This is a genomic window from Streptomyces sp. SID14436, from assembly GCF_010548465.1.
In the GTDB taxonomy this organism is placed as follows: domain Bacteria; phylum Actinomycetota; class Actinomycetes; order Streptomycetales; family Streptomycetaceae; genus Streptomyces.
Genome location: NZ_JAAGMD010000581.1, coordinates 1 through 21347, shown reverse-complemented (window position 1 = coordinate 21347; position 21347 = coordinate 1). Strand labels below are relative to the sequence as shown.

General features: G+C 73.1%; 23 protein-coding genes. 16 read left to right on the top strand and 7 right to left on the bottom strand.

What is annotated here, in order from left to right; genetic code table 11:
* The 3 genes from G3I53_RS20555 to G3I53_RS20545 form a co-directional block, all read left to right on the top strand.
* The coding region (locus G3I53_RS20555; protein ID WP_164438631.1) for an alpha/beta hydrolase at positions 1–1175 on the top strand (1175 nt) is incomplete at its 5' end.
* Positions 1141–1671: a tRNA (adenosine(37)-N6)-threonylcarbamoyltransferase complex ATPase subunit type 1 TsaE gene (gene tsaE / locus G3I53_RS20550; RefSeq protein WP_164336889.1), complete on the top strand. Its 531-nt coding sequence runs from the start codon at positions 1141–1143 to the stop codon at positions 1669–1671. The genes G3I53_RS20555 and tsaE, both read left to right, overlap by 35 nt.
* A gap of 159 nt (positions 1672–1830) precedes the next feature.
* Positions 1831–2019, top strand: a complete 189-nt coding sequence (locus G3I53_RS20545; RefSeq protein WP_164336868.1) for a hypothetical protein — start codon at positions 1831–1833, stop codon at positions 2017–2019.
* A 93-nt stretch (positions 2020–2112) separates the two neighbouring features.
* Here the strand turns inward: G3I53_RS20545 and G3I53_RS20540 are convergent, their stop codons facing one another.
* The gene (locus G3I53_RS20540; RefSeq protein ID WP_164336887.1) at positions 2113–2661 is read right to left on the bottom strand and encodes a hypothetical protein; all 549 of its coding nucleotides are present in this window, start codon (positions 2659–2661) and stop codon (positions 2113–2115) included.
* Between the two features lie 117 nt (positions 2662–2778).
* Between G3I53_RS20540 and tsaB the strand changes: the two genes are divergently transcribed.
* From tsaB to G3I53_RS20505, 7 genes are all read left to right on the top strand, one after another.
* Positions 2779–3432: a tRNA (adenosine(37)-N6)-threonylcarbamoyltransferase complex dimerization subunit type 1 TsaB gene (gene tsaB, locus G3I53_RS20535; protein ID WP_164336885.1), complete on the top strand. Its 654-nt coding sequence runs from the start codon at positions 2779–2781 to the stop codon at positions 3430–3432.
* 29 nt (positions 3433–3461) lie between these two features.
* Positions 3462–4028: a GNAT family N-acetyltransferase gene (locus G3I53_RS20530; protein ID WP_164336895.1), complete on the top strand. Its 567-nt coding sequence runs from the start codon at positions 3462–3464 to the stop codon at positions 4026–4028.
* The gene (tsaD, locus tag G3I53_RS20525; protein ID WP_164336883.1) at positions 4021–5163 is read left to right on the top strand and encodes a tRNA (adenosine(37)-N6)-threonylcarbamoyltransferase complex transferase subunit TsaD; all 1143 of its coding nucleotides are present in this window, start codon (positions 4021–4023) and stop codon (positions 5161–5163) included. The genes G3I53_RS20530 and tsaD overlap by 8 nt, the downstream gene beginning before the upstream one ends.
* The gene (locus G3I53_RS20520; protein WP_164336881.1) at positions 5160–5423 is read left to right on the top strand and encodes a hypothetical protein; all 264 of its coding nucleotides are present in this window, start codon (positions 5160–5162) and stop codon (positions 5421–5423) included. The genes tsaD and G3I53_RS20520 overlap by 4 nt, the downstream gene beginning before the upstream one ends.
* Before the next feature lie 150 nt (positions 5424–5573).
* On the top strand, positions 5574–6635 hold the full coding sequence (locus G3I53_RS20515) for a LacI family DNA-binding transcriptional regulator (protein ID WP_164336878.1): 1062 nt from the start codon (positions 5574–5576) through the stop codon (positions 6633–6635).
* Between the two features lie 311 nt (positions 6636–6946).
* On the top strand, positions 6947–7303 hold the full coding sequence (locus tag G3I53_RS20510; RefSeq protein ID WP_164336876.1) for a YciI family protein: 357 nt from the start codon (positions 6947–6949) through the stop codon (positions 7301–7303).
* Positions 7304–7368: 65 nt separating this feature from the next.
* Positions 7369–8655, top strand: coding sequence for a sigma-70 family RNA polymerase sigma factor (locus G3I53_RS20505; RefSeq protein ID WP_164336874.1), 1287 nt, complete (start codon positions 7369–7371; stop codon positions 8653–8655).
* 73 nt (positions 8656–8728) lie between these two features.
* On the opposite strand, the gene G3I53_RS20500 is transcribed toward G3I53_RS20505, so the two are convergent.
* Complete coding sequence (locus G3I53_RS20500) at positions 8729–9913, bottom strand: class I SAM-dependent methyltransferase (protein ID WP_164336872.1); 1185 nt, start codon at positions 9911–9913, stop codon at positions 8729–8731.
* 90 nt (positions 9914–10003) lie between these two features.
* Here G3I53_RS20500 and G3I53_RS20495 point away from each other — a divergent pair, with 90 nt between their 5' ends.
* From G3I53_RS20495 to groL, 4 genes are all read left to right on the top strand, one after another.
* Complete coding sequence (locus G3I53_RS20495; protein WP_164336870.1) at positions 10004–10921, top strand: polysaccharide deacetylase family protein; 918 nt, start codon at positions 10004–10006, stop codon at positions 10919–10921.
* Positions 10918–11847, top strand: coding sequence for a polysaccharide deacetylase family protein (locus G3I53_RS20490; protein WP_343240656.1), 930 nt, complete (start codon positions 10918–10920; stop codon positions 11845–11847). Before G3I53_RS20495 ends, G3I53_RS20490 begins: the two co-directional genes overlap by 4 nt.
* A 526-nt stretch (positions 11848–12373) precedes the next feature.
* Positions 12374–12682, top strand: a complete 309-nt coding sequence (groES, locus tag G3I53_RS20485; protein WP_073932713.1) for a co-chaperone GroES — start codon at positions 12374–12376, stop codon at positions 12680–12682.
* A 112-nt stretch (positions 12683–12794) separates the two neighbouring features.
* Positions 12795–14420, top strand: a complete 1626-nt coding sequence (gene groL / locus G3I53_RS20480) for a chaperonin GroEL (protein WP_164336623.1) — start codon at positions 12795–12797, stop codon at positions 14418–14420.
* 139 nt (positions 14421–14559) lie between these two features.
* Here groL and G3I53_RS20475 read toward each other — a convergent pair whose 3' ends face one another.
* The 4 genes from G3I53_RS20475 to G3I53_RS20460 all read right to left on the bottom strand — a co-directional run bounded on the left by G3I53_RS20475 (position 14560) and on the right by G3I53_RS20460 (position 18813).
* Entirely contained in the window at positions 14560–15264 is a 705-nt protein-coding gene (locus G3I53_RS20475; protein WP_164336625.1) for an ester cyclase, read from the bottom strand.
* Positions 15265–15550: 286 nt separating this feature from the next.
* Entirely contained in the window at positions 15551–16324 is a 774-nt protein-coding gene (locus G3I53_RS20470) for an SDR family oxidoreductase (protein WP_164332664.1), read from the bottom strand.
* Between the two features lie 80 nt (positions 16325–16404).
* Positions 16405–18006 (bottom strand): multicopper oxidase domain-containing protein, encoded by a 1602-nt coding sequence (locus tag G3I53_RS20465; protein ID WP_164332665.1) that lies wholly within the window; start codon positions 18004–18006, stop codon positions 16405–16407.
* Positions 18007–18132: 126 nt separating this feature from the next.
* Complete coding sequence (locus G3I53_RS20460; RefSeq protein ID WP_164332666.1) at positions 18133–18813, bottom strand: MOSC domain-containing protein; 681 nt, start codon at positions 18811–18813, stop codon at positions 18133–18135.
* Between the two features lie 79 nt (positions 18814–18892).
* On the opposite strand from G3I53_RS20460, the gene G3I53_RS20455 reads away from it, so the two are divergent.
* Complete coding sequence (locus tag G3I53_RS20455; RefSeq protein WP_164332667.1) at positions 18893–19789, top strand: LysR family transcriptional regulator; 897 nt, start codon at positions 18893–18895, stop codon at positions 19787–19789.
* A 138-nt stretch (positions 19790–19927) separates the two neighbouring features.
* On the opposite strand, the gene G3I53_RS20450 is transcribed toward G3I53_RS20455, so the two are convergent.
* Complete coding sequence (locus G3I53_RS20450; RefSeq protein ID WP_164332668.1) at positions 19928–20257, bottom strand: WhiB family transcriptional regulator; 330 nt, start codon at positions 20255–20257, stop codon at positions 19928–19930.
* A gap of 380 nt (positions 20258–20637) precedes the next feature.
* On the opposite strand from G3I53_RS20450, the gene G3I53_RS20445 reads away from it, so the two are divergent.
* A complete protein-coding gene (locus tag G3I53_RS20445; protein WP_003948568.1) occupies positions 20638–21249 on the top strand; it encodes a response regulator transcription factor in 612 nt (203 codons plus the stop codon).
* Positions 21250–21347: the final 98 nt, after the last annotated feature.

The following is a 21347-nucleotide window of genomic DNA, read 5'->3' as shown; positions in this document are numbered from 1 at the left end:
GCGGCTGGCGGCGGGCCACCGGGCTGGCGGGCGTCGCGATAGGCGTGGTCGCCACCGGCGCCGCGGCCGGGGTCGCCCTGGAGCGGATGACGGTCGGCCGGGGCATGCGCCGCAAGGCGCGGCTCGCCCTCGACTCCGCCGGACCGTACGGGGCGCTGCGCGGTACGCCCGGCAAGGCGTACGCCGACGACGGCACCGAGCTGTACTACGAGGTCGACGACGTCGACCCGGACCCCGCGCCCGCCCGGCGACGGCGGCTGTTCGGCCGCAGGTCCCCGGCCCCGGTCACCGTCGTCTTCTGCCACGGCTACTGCCTCAACCAGGACTCCTGGCACTTCCAGCGGGCCGCCCTGCGGGGCGTCGTGCGCACCGTCCACTGGGACCAGCGCAGCCACGGCCGCAGCGGGCGCGGCGTCGCCCAGACGGAGCGGGACGAGCCGGTCACCATCGAGCAGCTGGGCCGCGACCTGAAGGCGGTCGTCGACGCCGCAGCCCCGGAGGGTCCGATCGTGCTGGTCGGGCACTCCATGGGCGGGATGACGGTGATGGCCTTCGCCGACCTGTACCCCGAGCTGATCCGCGAACGGGTCGTCGCCGTGGCCCTCGTCGGCACCTCCTCGGGGCGGCTCGGCGAGGTCAACTTCGGTCTGCCGGTGGCCGGGGTCAACGCGGTGCGGCGGGTGCTGCCGGGCGTGCTGAAGGCGCTGGGGCAGCGGGCCGAGCTGGTGGAGAGGGGCCGCCGGGCCACCGCCGACCTGTTCGCCGGGATCATCAAGCGGTACTCGTTCGCCACCCGGGACGTCGATCCGGCGATCGCCCGGTTCGCCGAGCGGATGATCGAGGGCACCCCCATCGACGTGGTCGCCGAGTACTACCCGGCGTTCAACGACCACGACAAGACGGAGGCCCTCGCGCACTTCGCCGGCCTGCCGGTGCTGGTGCTGGCCGGGGTGCAGGACCTGGTCACGCCCAGCGAGCACAGCGAGGAGATCGCGGGCCTGCTCCCGGACGCGGAGCTGGTCCTGGTCCCGGACGCGGGGCACCTGGTCATCCTGGAGCACCCGGAGGTGGTCACCGACCGGCTCGCCGACCTCCTCACCCGTGCGGGAGCGGTCCCGGCAGCGGCTACCGTGAAGGGCTATGGAAGCACCAGCAGCACCGCACGGCCCGGCTGAGCCGCCGTCCGCGCGCCCCGTAGAGCTGACCGTCACCTCACCCGAGCAGATGCGGGACCTCGGCCGCAGGCTCGCGAAGCTGCTGCGCGCCGGTGACCTCGTGATGCTCAGCGGTGAGCTGGGCGCGGGCAAGACCACGCTGACCCGCGGGCTCGGCGAGGGGCTGGGGGTACGGGGCGCCGTCACCTCCCCGACGTTCGTCATCGCCCGCGTGCACCCGTCCCTCGGCGACGGGCCGCCCCTGGTCCACGTCGACGCCTACCGGCTGTCGGGCGGCCTGGACGAGATGGAGGACCTGGATCTCGACGTCTCGCTGCCCGAGTCGGTGGTCGTGGTCGAGTGGGGCGAGGGCAAGGTCGAGGAACTCACGGACGACCGGCTCCAGGTCGTCATCCACCGGGCCGTCGGGGACACCACCGACGAGGTGCGCCACGTGACGCTCACCGGCGTGGGCGACCGCTGGTCGGACACCGACGCGAGCGTGCTGTCGGCGTAGAGGGACCGGGAGGTATCGGATCCGGGGGAGCGGACGCCGTCCTTTCCGACACCGTGTCGGGAAAATGTTGCGTTCGGCCTCCCGGCCGTGGTCACATGGTATCCAGTTCGTGGTTAGGTCTGCCTAACCACGCCCGCCCCCGACTCCCAGGAGGCGTCCATGCCGGCCCCCGAGAGCGCCCCCGAGGCCCAGGCCCGGTCGAGGTCCCCGCAGCCGTCGCGCGGGGTGTCCATGCATGAACTGCTGGCGTCCTGCGCCGCCGCCACCGCGGTCTCCACCCCGCCCCGGGCCCCCGAGCCGCAGGTCTACGGGACGACGGAGGAACGCGGCCACCGCGAGGCCGCGTAGCCGCGGGCGAGCCGGCGTGGCCGCGGGCCGCGACGGGCCGGTCCCCGGACCCCGCTCCCTGGCCGGCGCCGGTCCGGACGTACGTCCCCGGCTCTAGCGGACGACGACGATCTTGCGGCCGATCGTCGCGAACTTCCACATCGCCGCACCGTCCGCCCGCTTCTCGCGGATCCCGCCCGTCCGTACGCCGGGGTCGAGGTCGGGCGTGGAGCCGTCCACCGCCGCGCTGAAGCCGATCACCGTGCCCTCGACGGCGGCGAACCGGACGACGTGCTCGACCGGAATACCGTCCGAACCGGTGATCCGCTTGGACCGCGAGGTGACCCGGTAGGTGCCCGGCGCCGGGTCCACCGTGCTGGGGCTGACCGTGTACGTGCGCGTCACCCGGCCGCCCTCCCCGACCAGCCACACGCGGTCGTCGCCGAGCGAGTACACCACGCGTTCCCCCTGCCCGGACCGGGCGGGCAGGGCCGTGGGGCCGCTCCCGGAACGCGGCGCCTCGGGTGCCGCAGGGGCGGTTCCGGCGCGCGCCTGCCGCAGGTCGGCCGGCACGTTCGCCGACGCCTGGTAGCCGAGCCAGCCCACCGTCGCGAGGGCCGCCGCGGTGAGCCCCGCGACGATCGCCGAGCTGCTCCCTGCCACCGCTGTCACCTCTGTCCCGCTCTGTCCCACATGTGCGTACGCGGACCGACCGTAGCAGTACGTGACCGTCCGATCCGTGCGGCCGTGACGCGGGCGCGGGCGCCGTAGGCTGTTTGCGTGCTCTTGCTCGCTCTGGATACCGCTACCCCCGCCGTCACCGTCGCGCTGCACGACGGCGACGACGTCATCGCCTCCTCCAGCCAGGTGGACGCCCGCCGACACGGGGAGCTGCTGCTCCCGGCGATCGACAGGGTGCTCGCCGACGCCGGCCGGGGCCTGGACGCGGTCACCGGCATCGTCGTCGGTATCGGCCCCGGCCCGTACACCGGGCTGCGCGTCGGCCTGATGACCGCCGACACCTTCGGTCTCGCCCTCGGCGTCCCCGTGCACGGCGTGTGCACCCTGGACGGCCTCGCCCACGCCGCCGCGGTGGAGGGCCCGTTCGTCGTGGCGACCGACGCCCGGCGCAAAGAGGTCTACTGGGCGCGGTACGCCGACCCCCGCACCCGGGTGACCGAGCCCGCCGTGGACCGGCCCGCCGACATCGCCGACCAGGTCCGGGACCTGCCCGCGGTCGGCGCGGGTGCGCTGCTCTACCCGGAGACCTTCCCCCGCGCCCACGCGCCCGAGCACGTGTCCGCCGCCGCGCTGGCCCGGCTGGCCGCCGAGAGACTCGCGGCCGGTGCGGAACTGCCCGAGCCCCGGCCGCTGTACCTGCGCCGCCCCGACGCCCAGGTCCCCAAGAACTACAAGGTGGTCACCCCGAAGTGACCGGAGCCGAGACAGTCGTGCTGCGTGAGATGCGTTGGTGGGACATCGATCCCGTGCTGGAACTGGAACGTGAACTGTTCCCCGAGGACGCCTGGTCCCGGGGGATGTTCTGGTCCGAACTCGCCCATGCCCGCGGCCCCGGGGCGACCCGGCGGTACGTGGTCGCCCAGGAGGGCGACCGCATCGTCGGCTACGCCGGACTCGCCACCTCCGGCGCCGCTCAGGACGGCACGCCGCCCGCGGGCCAGGACGCGCCCCCCGACGGCGAGGGATCCGGTGTCGGCGCCGACATCCAGACCATCGCCGTCACCCGCGACCACTGGGGCACCGGCCTCGGCACCCGTCTGCTGACCGACCTGCTGCGCGCCGCGACCGCGTTCGAGTGCTCCGAGGTGCTGCTGGAGTGCCGGGTCGACAACGTGCGCGCCCAGAAGCTCTACGAGCGCTTCGGCTTCGAGACCATCGGGGTCCGCCGCGGCTACTACCAGCCGGGGAACGTGGACGCCCTGGTGATGCGCCTGACCGACCCCTCCACCCCGCCCACCGCACCGGACCGTTCCGTGAACGGCGTACAAGGAACCGAGAACCATGGCTGACGAACCCCTGGTCCTGGGGATCGAGACCTCCTGCGACGAGACCGGCGTCGGTGTCGTGCGCGGCACCACCCTGCTGGCCGACGCGGTCGCCTCCAGCGTCGACGAGCACGCCCGCTTCGGCGGCGTGGTCCCCGAGGTGGCCTCCCGCGCCCACCTGGAGGCGATGGTGCCCACCATCCGGCGGGCGCTGAAGGACGCCGGGGTGAGCGCCCGCGACCTGGACGGCATCGCCGTCACCGCCGGACCCGGCCTGGCCGGCGCGCTCCTCGTGGGCGTCACGGCGGCCAAGGCGTACGCCTACGCCCTCGGCAAGCCGCTCTACGGGGTCAACCACCTCGCCTCCCACATCTGCGTCGACCAGCTGGAGCACGGCTCCCTCCCCGAGCCGACCATGGCCCTGCTGGTGTCCGGCGGCCACTCCTCCCTCCTGCTGTCCTCGGACATCACGTCCGACGTCCGCCCGCTCGGCGCCACCATCGACGACGCGGCCGGCGAGGCCTTCGACAAGATCGCCCGGGTGCTGAACCTCGGTTTCCCGGGCGGCCCGGTCATCGACCGCTACGCCCGCGAGGGAGACCCGGACGCGATCGCCTTCCCGCGCGGACTGACCGGACCCCGCGACCCCGCCTACGACTTCTCCTTCTCCGGGCTGAAGACGGCCGTGGCCCGCTGGATCGAGGCGAAGCGGGCGGCGGGGGAGGAGGTCCCCGTGCGCGACGTGTCGGCGTCCTTCCAGGAGGCGGTCGTGGACGTCCTCACCCGCAAGGCCGTGCGGGCCTGCAAGGACGAGGGCGTCGACCACCTGATGATCGGCGGCGGCGTGGCCGCCAACACCCGCCTGCGGGCCCTGGCCCAGGAGCGCTGCGAAGCGGCCGGCATCCGGCTGCGGGTGCCCCGCCCCAAGCTGTGCACGGACAACGGCGCGATGGTCGCGGCGCTCGGGGCCGAGATGGTCGCCCGCAACCGGCCGCCCTCCGACTGGGACCTGTCGGCCGACTCCTCCCTGCCCGTCACCGACCCGCACGTGCCGGGCCGTGGCCACACCGACGGCCACGACCACCACGGCCACGACCACGGTCACCACCACGGCCACGACCACGTGCACGAGACCGCCAAGGAGAACCTCTACTCATGACGGTCGCCCTGATGTGGGAGGCCCGCGCGGTCCCCGGCCGCGGGGCCGACCTGCTGGCCTGGGCCGGGGACCGGGTGCGGGAGCTCCCCGGGAGTCCCGTGCGCCGCGAGACCTTCCGGGCGCCCCAGGACCGGGTCCTGGTCATCACCTGGTGGGACGCCCCGTACGACGCGGATCTGCCCGAACTCCCGGATCCCGACCGGGAACTGACCGCCCGTCCGGTACACCGGTGGCGGTTCGAGTCGCTGGGGGCCGGCTGACGCCGCCGGTCCGGCGGCGACGAGGCCGGAGGCGCGGGAACTCGCACGCCCTCCGGCCTCGAATGTTTAGTCGCCTGAGGCGAATGTTCCGGAAAATTGTGGCCCACAGGGCCCTTCGCCGCCGGGCCCCGCGGGGATACGATCGCCGCCATGACTTCCCCGCAGCCCGCCGATGCCCGGCCGCGACGGCGTAGCGCGCAGTCCGCGACCCTCGCCGAGATCGCCCGCGAGGCGGGCGTCTCCGCACCGACTGTTTCGAAGGTGCTCAACGGCCGCGCGGACGTCGCGCCCGGCACCCGCCACCGGGTGGAGGAGCTGCTGCGCACCCACGGCTACCGGCGCCGCCGAGCCGAGGCCACCCGGTCACCGCTGATCGACCTGGTCTTCCACGAGCTGGAGAGCGCCTGGGCGATGGAGGTCATCCGGGGCGTGGAGAACGTCGCCAGGAACGCCGGGCTGAGCGTCGTGCTGTCCGAGAGCGCGGGGCGGCTCACCCCCGGCCGCACCTGGGCCGACCAGGTCGCCGCCCGCCGCCCGCACGGGGTGATCCTCGTGCTCTCCGGGCTCGACGCGTCCGGGCAGGCGCTGCTGACCAGCCGTTCCATCCCGTTCGTCGTGATGGACCCGGCCGGCGACCCGGGCACCGACGTGCCGTCCATCGGCGCCACCAACTGGCAGGGCGGGCTCGCCGCCACCCGGCACCTCATCGAACTCGGCCACACCCGCATCGGCGCCGTCAGCGGCCCCTCCCGGATGATGTGCAGCCGCGCCCGCATCGACGGCTACCGGGCCGCCCTGGAGACCGCCGGGCTGCCGGTGGACCCGCGGCTCGTCGTCACCGGCGACTTCCACCACGAGGCCGGCTACCGGCAGGGCCTGGCCCTGCTGCGCCGCCCCGACCGGCCGACCGCCGTCTTCGCCGGCAACGACCTGCAGGCGCTCGGGCTGTACGAGGCGGCCCGGGAACTGGGACTGCGCATCCCGGAGGACGTGAGCGTGGTCGGGTTCGACGACCTGCCGATCGCCCGCTGGGTGGGCCCGCCGCTGACGACCGTGCGGCAGCCGCTGACGGAGATGGCGGAGGCGGCGGCGAAGCTGGTGCTCGACCTCGGCCGCGCCGACGAGGCACCGGCCGCGACCCGGGTCGAACTGGCCACCAGCCTGGTCGTACGCAGCAGCACGGCGTCGCCGGCACCGGCACCGGCCGCCTGACGGCGCTTCCGGGCACTCCTGGGCGGGGCGGGGCGGTCTCTGGGCGGGGCCGTGATGCCTCGGTGTGCCGGCCGTTGCGATGGTGCCTGCCGGTGCGATGGTGCCTGCCGGTGCCGAAGGTGCTCGTGTTGCCGTGCCGGGGGCGCCGTGCCGGTGCTGGTGGTGCTCTGCCGGTGCCGAAGGTGCTCGTGGTGCCCTGCCGGAAAAAAGTCCGGAGAATTTCCGGGAGGCGTGTCGATCCCGCCGTCGTCCGTTCGACGCAGGGGTGAGAGGCCGGGAAGGGCCCGGCCCGCACGACACGAGGAGTCACCATGCCGCGCTACCTCTCCATGATCCGGATCGACGAGAACAACGCCCCCGCCGAGGGCCCCAGCCCCGAGCTGATGCAGCGCATGGGCGAGCTGATCGAGGAGATGACGAAGGCCGGGGTCCTCCTGGACACCGCGGGGCTCACCCCGACCGCCCAGGGTGTCCGGGTGCACTACGAGGGCGGGGAACTGTCCGTGACCGACGGGCCGTTCACCGAGACCAAGGAGGTCATCGGCGGATACGCCCTGCTCCAGGCCAAGGACACGGCCGAGGCCGTCGAGTGGACCAAGCGGTTCCTGAAGGTCCACGAGCCGTACTGGACGGTGACCTGCGAGGTCCGGCAGGTCGAAGAGGGCTGAGTCGCCGCGTCCGCCGCCGCGGTCCCGCTTGGCCCGGTCGCGCCGGGGGTGTCTGATGGTGGGCTGTGACACCGCAGCCCACCGCCGGCCCCCGCGGAGCCGGGACCGGCGAGACCGCCCGCACCATCGACACCGTCTTCCGCCTGGAGTTCCCCCGGCTGGTCGCCGGGGTGGCCCGGATCGTCCGGGACGTCGGCATCGCCGAGGAACTCGCCCAGGACGCCCTGGTCGCCGCACTGGAACGCTGGCCGGCCGACGGCGTGCCCGACAACCCCGGCGCCTGGCTGATGACCACCGCCCGCCGCCGCGCCGTCGACCTGATCCGCCGCCGTGAGACCTACGCCCGCAAGCTGGCGGAGATCGGCCGCGACCTGCCGGCCGGGGTGCCGCCGGAGGAGCCCGCCGACCCGGACGCCATCGACGACGACCTGCTCCGCCTGGTGTTCACCGCCTGCCACCCGGTGCTGTCCGCCCCGGCCCGCACCGCCCTCACCCTGCGCCTGCTCGGCGGTCTGACGACGGCCGAGATCGCCCGCGCGTTCCTCGTCCCGGAGCCGACGGTGGCCCAGCGGATCGTGCGCGCGAAACGCACCCTGGCGACCCGCAACGTCGCCTTCGAGGTGCCCCACGGCCCCGACCGCGAGGCCCGCCTCGGCTCGGTCCTCGACGTCATCTACCTGATCTTCAACGAGGGGTACGCCGCCACGGCCGGCGACGACTGGCTGCGCCCCGCGCTGTGCGAGGACGCGCTGCGGCTGGCGCGGGTGCTGTCCGGGCTGATGCCGAAGGAACCGGAGGTGCACGGGCTGGCCGCGCTGCTCGAGTTCCAGTCGGCCCGCGCCGCCGCCCGCACCGGCCCGGACGGCGAACCGGTGCTGCTCAAGGACCAGAACCGGGCCCGCTGGAACCGCCTGCTCATCGCCCGGGGCGTCACCGCCCTCGGCCGCGCCGAGGCCCTGTCGGGCGGGGCACCGGGTCCCTACGCCCTCCAGGCGGCCATCGCCGCCTGCCACGCCCACGCCCACCGCTACGAGGAGACCGACTGGGCCCGCATCGCCACCCTCTACGGGCTGCTGGCCGCCCGCACACCGTCCCCGGTCGTCGAACTCAACCGCGCGGTCGCCGTGTCCATGGCCGAGGGGCCCGCCGCCGCGCTGCCCCTCGTCGACGCCCTGACCGACGTCGCGGCGCTGCGGGACTACCACCTGCTGCCGAGCGTGCGGGGCGACCTGCTGGCCCGCCTGGGACGGACGCGGGAGGCCCGCGCCGAGTTCGCGCGGGCCGCGTCGCTCACCCGGAACGAGCAGGAGCGACGGCTGCTGCTGCGACGGGCGGAGGAGACGGGCGGCTAGGCGCCGGGCCGGAGGCGACGGGCGAGGACGGACCTGGGTGCCCCTGTGCGGGGCACCGGGCGGCCCTCGGCGGTCACGGCACCGGATGGCCCAGCAGCATCGTCGGGGCGCCCGCGACACGTGTCAGGAAGACCGTGACGGCCGCGCTGCCGTGCGGCTTGGGGAGGACCTTGCGGCGCAGTTCCTCCGGCGCGACGGCCGAGCCGCGCTTCTTCACGGTCAGCGTGCCCACCCGGCGCTCCCGCAGCAGGGCCTTGAGCTTCTTGACGTTGAAGGGCAGCCGGTCGGTGATCTCGTAGGCGGTGGCGTACGGCGTCGGACGGTGCGCGTCGGCGGTGATGTACGCGATGGCCGGGTCGACCAGCCCGCCGTCGAGTTCCCGCGCGACCTCGGCGACCAGGTGCGCGCGGATGACGGCCCCGTCCGGCTCGTACAGGTACCGGCCGGGCGGGCGGACCGCCGGGTCGGGCAGGCCGCGGGAGGGGAGGGTGCGCGGACCGGGCAGGAGGGTCGCCCGGACCGTGCCCGGCGGCACGTCCTGCTCGGGCCCGAACCACAGCACGGCCTCTTTCACGTCCCCGCAGTCCGAGATCCACTCGGCCGACGCGTCGTCGGGGACGGCCTCGTGCGGGATGCCCGGAGCGACCTTGAGAGCGGCGGCGCGGGGCGCCCTGCGGGCCGCGCCCACGGCCCAGGACAGCGGGGGCGAGTAGGCCTCCGGGTCGAAGACCCGGCCGCGGCCGCCCCGCCGGGCCGGATCGACGAAGACGGCGTCGTACCCGGCCGTGGCCACCTCGGTGACGTCGGCCTCCCGTACCTCGATCAGATCGCCGAGCCCGAGCGCCTGCGCGTTCGCCCGCGCCACCGCGGCGGTGAACGGGTCCCGGTCCACCGCCAGCACCCGGATCCCGGCGCGGGCCAGCGCGATCGCGTCGCCGCCGATGCCGCAGCACAGCTCCGCCACCGAGGCCACCCCCAGCTCCACGAAGCGCCGCGCCCGGTACGCGGCCACGCTCGCCCGGGTCGACTGCTCGACCCCGTCGGGTGTGAAGAACATCCGGGACGCGTCCCCTTTCCCGAACTTCGCCACCGCCCGTTGCCGCAGCCGGGCCTGGCCGAGCGCGGCCGACACCAGATCCGGCGGGTGGGTGCGGCGCAGCCGGGTGGCGACGGCGAGTTCGTGCGCCGGATCGGTGTCGCGCACCTCGTCGAGGAGGGCACGGCCTTCAGGGGTGAGAAGCGGGGCGAGGTCGTTCACCGGCTCATTGTGGGCCAGTCGGTGGACCGTGCGCGCCCGGCGGCGGTGTCGGCCCGGGGCCCGCGGGGCGGGCTGCGAGGATCCGGCAGCATGCGAGTAGTAGGACAAAATGACAAAAGGTGGGCGTACGGCAGGACGCGGATCGCTCTCGCCGGGATCGCCCTCGCCACCCTCGCCGCCGGCTGCGGCCAGGGCGCCGCCACCGAGGTCCGGGGAGCGGGGCAGCCGCTGAACGCACCCCCCGCCCGCGCCCTCGACTCCTACGCCGACAAGCTGCGCGCGCGCCAGGCCGCCCGGGTCGCCGCGGCCCGGCACTGGGGCCTGAAGAAGGTGCCCCTCGCCGCCCCGGCACCGCCCGCGCGCAAACCCGCGATCACCACCCGCAAGGGCTTCGAGGTGGACGGCCACCGGCGGCTGGGCCTCCCCCCGGTCTTCACCACCGTCCCCACCAAGGACAAGGTCGTCTTCCTCACCATCGACGACGGCGCCGAGAAGGACCCGGCGTTCCTGCGGATGATGCACGAGCTGAAGATCCCGTACACCGCCTTCCTCAGCGACTACCTGGTCAAGGAGGACTACGGCTACTTCAAGAAGATGCAGGACCTGGGCACCGGCCTGCACAACCACACCCTCCACCACCCCTACCTGCCCGGACTGTCCCGAGAACGCCAGCAGCGCGAGATCTGCGGCATGCAGCGAGTGATCGAGAAGCGGTACGGGGAGCGCCCCGTCCTGTTCCGGCCGCCCTTCGGCAACTACAACAAGGACACCCTGCGCGTCGCCAAGTCCTGCGGCATCACCCACGTGCCCCTGTGGAACGAGGAGGTGTTCGCCGACCGCTGGGAGTACCGCGAGTGGGACCGCAGACTCCGCCCCGGGGACATCGTCCTCAGCCACTTCCGCGGGCGGGACGAGTGGAAGGGCTCGATGCCCGACATGATCCGCCGCTTCCTCGACAAGGTCACGGCCGAGGGATACGCGGTGGGGCGCCTGGAGGACTACCTGTGAGGCGGGGCCCGGCGACCACGCTCCGCCTGCTGGCCGCCGGTGCCGCCCTGCTCACCGCCGTCGCCGCCTGCGGCACCACCCCGACCGAACCGCCGGGCGGCTCCGCGCAGCACGGCAAGGGGGAGGACGGCGGCTCCAGGGCGAGCGGCGCGGCCGGCGGAGGCGCCGAAAGTGGTCCCGGTGCCGGTGCCGGTGCCGGTGCCGGTGCCGGTGCCGGTTCCGGTGCCCGTTCTGGCGCCGGTCCTGGCGCGGGGCGGTCCGCGGGGGAGGAGGGGGTGGCGGTACCGGCGGAGGGGCGCCTTCCCCCCGTGATCGACCGGGTCCCGACGCGCGACAAGGTCGTCTTCCTGACCTATGACGACGGCGCCGCAGCGGACCCGGGCCTCATCGACCTGGTCCGCGAACGCCGTCTGCCCGTCGCCCTGTTCCTCACCGACAGCGTGGCCGGCCCGGGGTACGCCCACTTCGCGCGGCTGCGCGCGGTCGGCGTGAGCCTGCAGAACAACACCCTGGACCACCCCGCCCTGCGGGGCTTGCCCTACGCCGGGCAGCGCGCCGAGATCTGCGGCCAGCAGCGCAAACTCCGGTCCCGCTTCGGGGCCCGCCCCCGCTTCCTGCGCCCGCCCCACGGCGCGTACGACACCGCGACGCTCCGCGCCGCGGCCGACTGCGGCATCGCGGCGGTGGTCCTGTCGCGGGTGACCGTACGGCCGGACGGCCGCCTCGGCTTCGCCCACGGCCCACAGGAGCTGAGCCCCGGCGACATCGTCTCCGTGCCGTCGGGCCGGACGGGCGGAACGGGCGGGACGGGCGAGACAGGCGGTGCACGGGCCCTGTCTCTGGCGCAGCGGACGGCCCGGCTGCTCGCCGAACTGGAGAGCCGGGGCCTGAGGGTCGCGAACCCGGAGGACTACTGGGGAGCCTGAGGCCCGGCTGGGGCCCGGGCGGCCGGGCCGTTCTGCGGTGCCGCGCCGACGGGGCGGGCGCGGGCCCGGTGGTTGCAGCCGGCGGCCACGGGTACCGGACCCCCGTGCCTGCGGGCAGACCGAACCGGCGCGTGCTCGGGACCGGCGTGTGCGGGGACCGGCTGTGCGGGGACCGGCGTGTGCTCGGGACGGCGTACTGCGGACCGGCTACTACGGATCGGCTACTACGGACCCGCGTGCTGCGGTCCGGGGGCTGCGGTCCGGGGGCTGCCGGCGGGGCGTCGCGCCGGGTGCCGCGCCGGGCGCGCGACCCGGGACGAAGCGCGCACGCATTCCCGACGCGCCGCACGCAATTGGCACTCCGCTTGACCGAGTGCTAATCGCGGTCATAGTCTCGGGTCTGGCACTCCCCCCTGGAGAGTGCCAACTACGCGACGGGCAGGTCCGGCACCCGCGACGACGGATCCACCTGGTCGCCACCTCAGACAGTTAACCCCGTGAGATCTCCGAAGGGGGAGGTCGGATCGTGACGACCGCCAGCTCCAAGGTTGCCATCAAGCCGCTCGAGGACCGCATCGTGGTCCAGCCGCTCGACGCCGAGCAGACCACGGCTTCGGGCCTGGTCATTCCGGACACCGCCAAGGAGAAGCCCCAGGAGGGCGTTGTCCTGGCCATCGGTCCGGGCCGGATCGAGGACGGCAAGCGCGTCGAGCTCGACGTGAAGGTCGGCGATGTCGTGCTCTACAGCAAGTACGGCGGCACCGAGGTGAAGTACAACGGCGAGGAGTACCTCGTCCTCTCGGCCCGCGACGTTCTCGCGATCGTCGAGAAGTAGTCACCTCGTAGCACATTTGCTCGAACTGCGCCCCTGGCCCCGCAATCGCTGAGAAGCCGGGCGCCCGGGGCGCAGTGTTGTCATCCAGATTTCCGAGAGGGCTCCCGCTGCCATGGCGAAGATCCTGAAGTTCGACGAGGACGCCCGTCGCGCCCTCGAGCGCGGCGTCAACAAGCTGGCCGACACGGTGAAGGTGACGATCGGCCCCAAGGGCCGCAACGTCGTCATCGACAAGAAGTTCGGCGCCCCCACCATCACCAACGACGGTGTCACGATCGCCCGCGAGGTCGAGGTCGAGGACCCGTACGAGAACCTCGGCGCGCAGCTGGTGAAGGAGGTGGCGACCAAGACCAACGACATCGCTGGTGACGGCACCACCACCGCCACCGTGCTCGCCCAGGCCCTGGTCCGCGAGGGCCTGAAGAACGTCGCCGCCGGCGCTTCCCCGGCCGCCCTGAAGAAGGGCATCGACGCGGCCGTCGCCGCGGTCTCGGAGGACCTGCTCGCCTCGGCCCGCCCGATCGACGAGAAGTCCGACATCGCCGCCGTGGCCGCGCTGTCCGCCCAGGACCAGCAGGTCGGCGAGCTCATCGCCGAGGCCATGGACAAGGTGGGCAAGGACGGCGTCATCACCGTCGAGGAGTCCAACACCTTCGGTCTGGAGCTCGACTTCACCGAGGGCATGGCCTTCGACAAGGGCTACCTGTCGCCGTACTTCGTCACCGACCAGGAGCGTATGGAGGCCGTCCTCGACGACCCGTACATCCTGATCACGCAGGGCAAGATCGGCGCCATCGCCGACCTGCTGCCGCTGCTGGAGAAGGTCATCCAGGCCAACTCCTCCAAGCCGCTGCTGATCATCGCCGAGGACGTCGAGGGCGAGGCCCTGTCGACCCTGGTCGTCAACAAGATCCGCGGCACCTTCAACGCCGTCGCCGTCAAGGCCCCCGGCTTCGGTGACCGCCGCAAGGCGATGCTGCAGGACATGGCCGTCCTCACCGGCGCCACGGTGGTCTCCGAGGAGGTCGGCCTCAAGCTGGACCAGGTCGGCCTGGACGTGCTCGGCTCCGCCCGCCGCGTCACCGTCACCAAGGACGACACCACGATCGTCGACGGCGGTGGCAACAAGGAGGACGTGACCGGTCGCGTCGCCCAGATCAAGGCCGAGATCGAGACCACCGACTCCGACTGGGACCGCGAGAAGCTCCAGGAGCGCCTCGCGAAGCTGGCCGGCGGCGTGTGCGTGATCCGGGTCGGCGCCGCCACCGAGGTGGAGCTGAAGGAGAAGAAGCACCGCCTGGAGGACGCCATCTCCGCGACCCGCGCCGCGGTCGAGGAGGGCATCGTCTCCGGTGGTGGCTCCGCGCTGGTCCACGCCGTCAAGGTCCTCGAGGGCAACCTCGACAAGACCGGCGACGAGGCCACCGGCGTCGCGGTGGTCCGCCGGGCCGCCGTCGAGCCGCTGCGCTGGATCGCCGAGAACGCCGGCCTCGAGGGCTACGTGATCGTCTCCAAGGTCGCCGAGCTCGACAAGGGCAGCGGCTACAACGCCGCCACCGGCGAGTACGCGGACCTGATCAAGGCCGGCGTCATCGACCCGGTCAAGGTCACCCGCTCCGCCCTGGAGAACGCCGCCTCCATCGCCTCCCTGCTCCTCACGACCGAGACCCTGGTCGTCGAGAAGAAGGAAGAGGAAGAGCCGGCCGCCGCGGGCCACGGCCACGGCCACGCCCACTGAGGCACCGTTTCGCGGCGAAGCCCCCGTCTCCCGTCAGGGAACGGGGGCTTCCCCGTTCCCGCGCACCGGAAAACCCGGGCGTCGGGGTTCCGGGCTCCTGGGGTGCCGGGGCGACGGAGCCGGTGGGCCGGTGCTCCGGTCAGAGTTCCGTGGGCTCCAGGGCCCCCAACTGCGCCATCAGACCCAGCCGGTCGTACTGCCACCAGCCCTCGGCGATCCGGCCGTGGCCGTCGAAGCGGAAGACGGTCGTCCCCGTCATGGTCACCTTCTTCCCGGTGTCGGGGATGCCCAGGAACTCGCCCTTCTGGGTCCCCTCCCAGGACCACCGCGTGCACACCCGGTCGCCCTGGGCGAACTGGTCCTCGATGCGGAAGGCGAAGTCGAAGCCGTCCCGCCACATCTCCATCACGCGCCGCATGTGGTCCAGCCCGATCACGTCCTGCTCATGAGACGGGTCGTGGTCCCGGTAGTGCTCCGCGACCATCCCGGCCATCAGGGAGAGGTCGCCGCCAGCCAGCACCTCGAAGAACCGCCGCGCCGAGTCCGTGTGCAACTGGGCGTCCCGCACCACGTCCAGGTCGGTGAACGTCGGTGTCCCGTCGCACAGCGCCACCATCTCCCGGAAGATGCGGTCGGTCTCCGGCAGCTGCGAGTTGCGCATCGCCTCCTCGTACGACGGGAACTCCACGATCTCGACGACGTGCGCCGTGTCCGAGCGGTCCTTGGCGACCACCGCGTGCGTCGCCGTCCGCTTTCCCCTGGTCTGCTCGACCCACTGGTCCATGAGGCGGTTCATCTCGTCGAACCGGTTGGTCCTGCAGTCGATGAGCTGGACGAAGGTCATGCCGTTCACCTCCGGCCCCCCTGCGTTCAGGTCCGGCCCGGGCGGGAGCCGCACCCCATTTTCCCACCGGAGCACCGCCCCCACAGCTCGCCACCGGAGAGGCCGCCGGCTCGGGTTCTGTGACGTCGGTGGGTGATCGCGTAGGGCCGGGTGGCGCGGGTGGCCGGGGCCGGGCGCGCGGGCCGGGGCGCTGCCCGCAGGCTCCGCCCGGCCCCCGCCTGGCGCCGCGGCCCACCCCGGCCTCCCGCGTGCCGGCTCCTCCGGTCCCGTCCGGTCTCCGCGCCCGCTACTGCGGGCCGTACTTCCGTCCCGTGCGGGAGGTGATGCCGCCGAGCATCCCGCGCGGGACCAGCTTGGCCGCTCCCATCAGCGCCTTGTAGCGCGGGTCCGGGATCGACACCGACTTGCCGCGGGCCAGGTCCGCCAGCCCGGCCTCGGCCACCTTGTCCGCGTCCAGCCACATCCAGTTCGGGATGCTGCCCGTGCCCATGCCGGCCCGTTCGTGGAACTCGGTGCGCACGAAACCAGGGCACAGGGCCATCAGCCGGACGCCGCTGCCGGCCAGGTCCTTCGCGGCGCCCTGGGTGAACTGGACGACCCACGCCTTGGACGCCCCGTAGGTGCCGCGCGGCACGAACGCCGCCACGGAGGCCACGTTCACGACCCCTCCCCGGCCGCGCTCCCGCATCGCCTCGGCCGCCGCCGAGGTCAGCCGCAGCACCGCCTCGCAGTGCACCTTGATCATCCTCAGCTCGTCGGCCATGGAGACGTCCAGGTAGCGGCCCTTGTTGCCGAATCCGGCGTTGTTGATCAGCAGGTCGACGGGGTTCTTGCGGTCACCGAGACGTTCCGCCACCGCCTCGATGCCCTTGTCGTCCGCCAGGTCGGCCGACAGCACCTCTGCCTCGATGCCGTGCCGGTCGTGCAGCTCGGTGGCCTGCTCCCGCAGCCGGACGATGTCGCGGGCCACCAGCACCAGGTCATGTCCGTCGGCCGCCAGCCGCCGCGCGAACGCGGCACCGATGCCTGCCGTCGAACCCGTAATCAGAGCCGTTGTCATGGCGCAAGAGTAGTTACCCGGAGGGACGGCGTCCGCTCGGTGTCCCCGCCCTGCGGCGGTGCACGGGAGCCCGGCCCTCCTCAGCCGTGCGCCCTCCCACGCCCGCGGGTCCCGTGACCGGCGTGGTCCGGTGGGGTGCCGGCATGCCCGCCCTTCTCCACCACCACGAACTGCCCCATCATCCCTTCGTCCTCGTGATACAGCAGATGGCAGTGGTACATGTACGGCACGTCCGGGTCGGCGGGTCCGGTGAACCTCAGCGCCAGCTTCATCGTCGTGCCGTGCGGGAGGAACACCGTGTCCTTCGGTCCGCGCAAGGCCGGCGGCGGAGGGGCCCCGTCGACCTCGAGCACCCGGAACTGCACATCGTGCACATGGAAGTTGTGCGGCATGCCGTTGGTGTTGCGTATCGTCCACACCTCCGTGGTCCCCCGGGTGACGGTCTCGTCGATCCGCTTCATGTCCATCGCCCGGCCGTTGATGCCGGACCGCTTCAGGTCGAAGTGCCGCCCGCGCACCGCCCCTTCACCGTCGGGAACCTCCAACGTGCCCAGTCGGTCCGGCAGGCCGGGCGAGGGGCGCAGCTGCCGGTCCGCCCGTAGTTCCAGGACGTCGAAGGAGTCGTCGCCGCCGCCGAACCGCTCCTGCCACGCGTCCCCGTAGTTGTCCTGCGGGAAGCTGCGCAGCATCACCCGCTCACCCGGCCGGACCCGGACGACGATCTCGGCCCGCTCGCCCGGTGACAGTTGCACCCGGTCCATGACGGCCGGCCGCTTCAGCAGGCCGCCGTCCGTGCCGACCAGCGAGAAGCCGCGGTCGTCGGGGAAACCGAAGGCGTAGGTGCGGGCGGTGGAGGCGTTGAGCAGCCGCAGCCGTATCAGCTCGTCGTGCACCTGCCGGTAGGGCCGGAGGGTGCCGTTGACCATGGTCCGGTCGCCCAGGAATCCGACGTTCTGCATGATGCCCCGGTCGTTGGACAGCCGTGCGCCGTCGAACCGCACGTCCTGGACGACGACCGGCAGATCGTCCACCCCGTACCGCTTCGGCAGGCGCAGCCCGGCCGACGTGTCGTCGTCCAGGAGGAACAGGCCCGCCAGGCCGCGCCGCACGTGCTCCTCCGTCTTGCCGTGCGGATGCGGGTGGTACCAGAGCGTCGCCGCGGGCTGGTCCACGGTCCAGTGCGGTGTCCAGGTGCCGCCCGGCGCGATCATCTGGTGCGGACCGCCGTCCATGCGGGCCGGCAGATGCATGCCGTGCCAGTGGACGGTGGACGCCTCGCCCAGCTCGTTGGTGATCCGCACCCGGACCTTCTCCCCGCGCTTCGCCCGCAGCGTCGGGCCGAGATAGGTGCCGTTGAAGCCCCACGTCGGTGTTCTCACCCCGTCCCGGAACTCCGTCTCGCCCGCCTGCATGCGCAGGGAGAAGACGCGCGTGCCGTCCTGCTCCACCGTCGACTCGGCGAGCGGCGGTATCGCCAGGGCGTTGTCGAAGGATTCCCGGCCGACCGTGCTCACCACGGCATCGGTCCACCACCAGGCGAACAGCGCGCCGACGGCCACCGCGAAGGCGGTGACCAGCGAAGCCAGCACGGCGACCAGGCGCTTCCAGCGGAAGCCGCGACGAAAGGCGCCGGGCGGAGGACCTCCGGCCGGCACCGCGCTCGAAGTCAGAGGACGAGACATGCTCCGAGCGTCGTGGATCATGAGCCGCGGGACATCGGGGAACCGCCCTCACCCGCCCCCGAGCCGACCCCCGCCCGCGGTCCGGGGTTTCCCCCTAGGAGCCGTGCGGCGCTCGGTGCCGGACCGTCAGCCCACCCGCACGGACCCGCTGTTCTCCACGTGGGCCCGCGCTGCCGCCAGGGCTTCGGGGTGGAGGGCCGGGCCCGCCGCCAGCAGCCGGGGCAGCAGCGTCCTCTCGGTCGTCACGGCCCGGAACTGCAGGGCGACCGTCACCTCGTGGTCGGGCCGGTGCACGATCCTCACCGGATCCCCCGCCCGTATCTCACCGGGGTGCACGACCCGGAGGTAGGCCCCCGGCGCACCCCGCTCGGTGAACCGCTTCACCCAGCCCTTCTCACCCAGGTGGCCCTGGAAGGTGCGGCAGGGGATGCGTCCGCTCGTGACCTCCAGCACCACCTCCTCCCCGATGCCCCAGCGCTCGCCGATCAGCGCGCCGGACACGTCGATGCCCCCGGTGGTGAGGTTCTCGCCGAAGGAGCCGTCGGGCAGCGCCCGGCCCAGAATCCGCTCCCACTCGTCGAGGTCCTCCCGGGCCACCGCGTAGACGGCCTGGTCGTCGCCGCCGTGGTGCCGCGTCTCGCACACCGCGTCCCCGGCCAGGCCGCTGCCCCCGACTCCTTTCGGTCCCGGGGCGGACACCCGCACGGGTCCGTCCACCGGCCGTTTGTCGATGCCGGTCAGGCCGTCGGGCTGGGAGGTGTACGCCACGGCCTGGGGTCGCCCCAGGTTCACAGAGAGAAGCCGCATGGACGCACGGTAAGCGATGAGGCTCAAAGCGTCGACGGAGTATTGGGTGTCACGTCAAAGGATCACTTATCCTTGCGGTGTGATCGAAGCCCGTCATCTCCGTGTGCTGCGCGCCGTGTCCACCACCGGTTCCTTCTCGGCGGCGGCGCGGGAGCTGGGCTGCACCCAGCCGGCCGTCAGTCAGCAGATGAAGGCCCTGGAGTCGTCCGTCGGGACGCCCCTGCTCATCCGCAGCGGCCGGGAGATGCGGCTGACCCAGGCCGGCGAGGCGCTGGTGCGGCACGCGGCCGGGATCCTCGCCGGCCTCACCGCCGCAGAGGAGGAGGTCGCGGCCATCGCGGGCCTGCGGGCCGGGCGGGTGCGGCTGGTCTCCTTCCCGAGCGGCAGCTCGACGCTGGTGCCCACCGCGCTGGCCGCGCTGCGCGACGCCCACCCCGGCACGCGGGTCTCCCTGGAGGAGGCCGAGCCGCCCCGGTCCGTCGGCCTGCTGCGCGACGGCGACTGCGATGTGACCCTCGCGTTCCGCTACGAAGGTGCGGCGGGCGCCGAGGAGTGGGACGACCTCGTCGTACGGCCGCTGCTCTCGGACCGGTTGGTGGGGCTCGTCCCGGAGCGTCACCGGCTCGCGCGCGCGGAGTCCGTCGCCATCGGGGAACTCGCCGACGAGCCGTGGATCGCGGGCTGCCCGCGCTGCCGGGGCCAGTTGGTGGAGGTGTGCGAGACCGCCGGGTTCACCCCGCGCATCGACTTCGCGACCGACGACTACCCGGCGGTGGCCGGGCTGGTCGGCGCCGGTCTGGGCGTGGCGGTGCTGCCCCAGCTGGCCGTGGAGTCCGTCCGGCCCAGGGGTGTGCGCACGGTCCGCCTGGAGCCCGCCGTGCGACGGGAGATCGTCGCGCTCACCCTTCCCGACCTCGCCCAGGTCCCGGCGGTCGCCGCGACGCTCGACCACCTCGCGCGGGCGGCCGCCCGGTAGGGGAGCGGCACGGTCCGCCGCCCGCACCGCGCTCGCCTCGGCGGCCGCGTGGGGATCACCTTCAGTTGCCCGGCAGGGCGGATCACCTCCAGCGACAAAACGAGGGCACCTGCGTGCCCCCTGCGGAGAAACGTTCCTTCAGTTGTTCGAAGCGGCGTGCCCACTGCCGGCCGAGGCCGACACCAGCCGGTGGCGCGCCCGGCCCATGAGCTCTTCGCGCTCGTCCTCGGTCAGTCCGCCCCACACGCCGTACGGCTCGCGTACCGCAAGCGCGTGGGCGGCGCACTCGGCGCGCACCGGGCACCTCATGCAGACCTCCTTGGCCGAGTTCTCGCGAGCGCTTCGCGCCGCACCGCGCTCGCCCTCGGGATGGAAGAAGAGCGAGCTGTCCACCCCGCGGCACGCAGCCAGGAGTTGCCAGTCCCACAGGTCCGCATTCGGTCCGGGAAGGCGGGAGAAATCTGCCATTGCGTGACCCCTTGTAGCCGTTCTGGGCGGATCTGGTGTCCACGACCGTACAACTACGATCCAAGGAGATGAAAATATGACTCATTGCGAATCTAGTCGCAGACACCAACAAGAGGGAAGAAAAGCGTCTAAATGGGGCATGGGTTGTGATGAAAGTTGGAGGGTCTGCCGCGCATGTCTGCACCGTGTCCGCCTCCTCACGTAGAGTGCCGAAGATGGCAGACGGCCCCGTAACTCTTTCGAGTGACCGTCGTTGAGAGTGCGAGGCGGTTGAAGGAACAAGCGCTCGGGCGGGCGTCCGAGACGGTCGACCGCACAGGTGACGATTTCGTACCAGCCTGGAGGCTCAAGGTGACGCGCATCAGCTGCGGAGGGCGGCCATGACTTCCGTCCTCGTCTGCGACGACTCCCCGCTTGCCCGAGAGGCGCTTCGCCGCGCGGTCGCGACCGTGCCCGGTGTGGAGCGCGTGACGACGGCGGCCAACGGCGAGGAAGTCCTCCGCCGCTGGGGTGCCGACCGCTCGGACCTGATTCTGATGGACGTACGCATGCCCGGACTGGGCGGCGTCGAGACGGTCCGGCGGCTGCTGTCCGCGGACCCCGGTGCGCGCATCATCATGCTCACCGTCGCCGAGGACCTCGACGGCGTGGCGCTCGCCGTCGCCGCCGGGGCCCGCGGCTACCTGCACAAGGACGCCTCCCGCGCGGAGCTCCGCGCGACCGTCACGCAGGCCCTCGCCGACCCGACGTGGCGGCTCGCCCCGCGGCGGCTGCGCTCCGCCGAGATGGGCGCCGCGCCCACGCTCACGGCGCGTGAGATCCAGGTCCTCGAGGGCATGAGCCACGGCCGCTCCAACGCGGAGATCGGCCGGGAGCTGTTCCTGTCGGAGGACACCGTGAAGACGCACGCGCGGCGCCTGTTCAAGAAGCTCGGCGCGTCGGACCGGGCCCACGCGGTGGCGCTCGGATTCCGGTGGGGTCTGGTGCGCTAGGGCCTGTCCTTCGGATCGGACCGGGCACCGCGCCCGGCACCGGGCGGCGACCGGAGAGCGGGGGCACAACGCTGCCCCCGCACGGGCCGGCCGCACAC

Coding starts and splice junctions, on each gene's coding strand:
- G3I53_RS20460 (WP_164332666.1), bottom strand. CDS start 18,813: ATGCGGCTTCTCTCTGTGAACCTGGGGCGACCCCAGGCCGTGGCGTAC.
- G3I53_RS20510 (WP_164336876.1), top strand. CDS start 6,947: ATGCCGCGCTACCTCTCCATGATCCGGATCGACGAGAACAACGCCCCC.
- G3I53_RS20515 (WP_164336878.1), top strand. CDS start 5,574: ATGACTTCCCCGCAGCCCGCCGATGCCCGGCCGCGACGGCGTAGCGCG.
- G3I53_RS20520 (WP_164336881.1), top strand. CDS start 5,160: ATGACGGTCGCCCTGATGTGGGAGGCCCGCGCGGTCCCCGGCCGCGGG.
- G3I53_RS20470 (WP_164332664.1), bottom strand. CDS start 16,324: ATGACAACGGCTCTGATTACGGGTTCGACGGCAGGCATCGGTGCCGCG.
- tsaE (WP_164336889.1), top strand. CDS start 1,141: ATGGAAGCACCAGCAGCACCGCACGGCCCGGCTGAGCCGCCGTCCGCG.
- groL (WP_164336623.1), top strand. CDS start 12,795: ATGGCGAAGATCCTGAAGTTCGACGAGGACGCCCGTCGCGCCCTCGAG.
- G3I53_RS20475 (WP_164336625.1), bottom strand. CDS start 15,264: ATGACCTTCGTCCAGCTCATCGACTGCAGGACCAACCGGTTCGACGAG.
- G3I53_RS20465 (WP_164332665.1), bottom strand. CDS start 18,006: ATGTCTCGTCCTCTGACTTCGAGCGCGGTGCCGGCCGGAGGTCCTCCG.
- G3I53_RS20545 (WP_164336868.1), top strand. CDS start 1,831: ATGCCGGCCCCCGAGAGCGCCCCCGAGGCCCAGGCCCGGTCGAGGTCC.
- G3I53_RS20450 (WP_164332668.1), bottom strand. CDS start 20,257: ATGGCAGATTTCTCCCGCCTTCCCGGACCGAATGCGGACCTGTGGGAC.
- G3I53_RS20530 (WP_164336895.1), top strand. CDS start 3,462: ATGCGTTGGTGGGACATCGATCCCGTGCTGGAACTGGAACGTGAACTG.
- G3I53_RS20495 (WP_164336870.1), top strand. CDS start 10,004: ATGCGAGTAGTAGGACAAAATGACAAAAGGTGGGCGTACGGCAGGACG.
- tsaD (WP_164336883.1), top strand. CDS start 4,021: ATGGCTGACGAACCCCTGGTCCTGGGGATCGAGACCTCCTGCGACGAG.
- G3I53_RS20445 (WP_003948568.1), top strand. CDS start 20,638: ATGACTTCCGTCCTCGTCTGCGACGACTCCCCGCTTGCCCGAGAGGCG.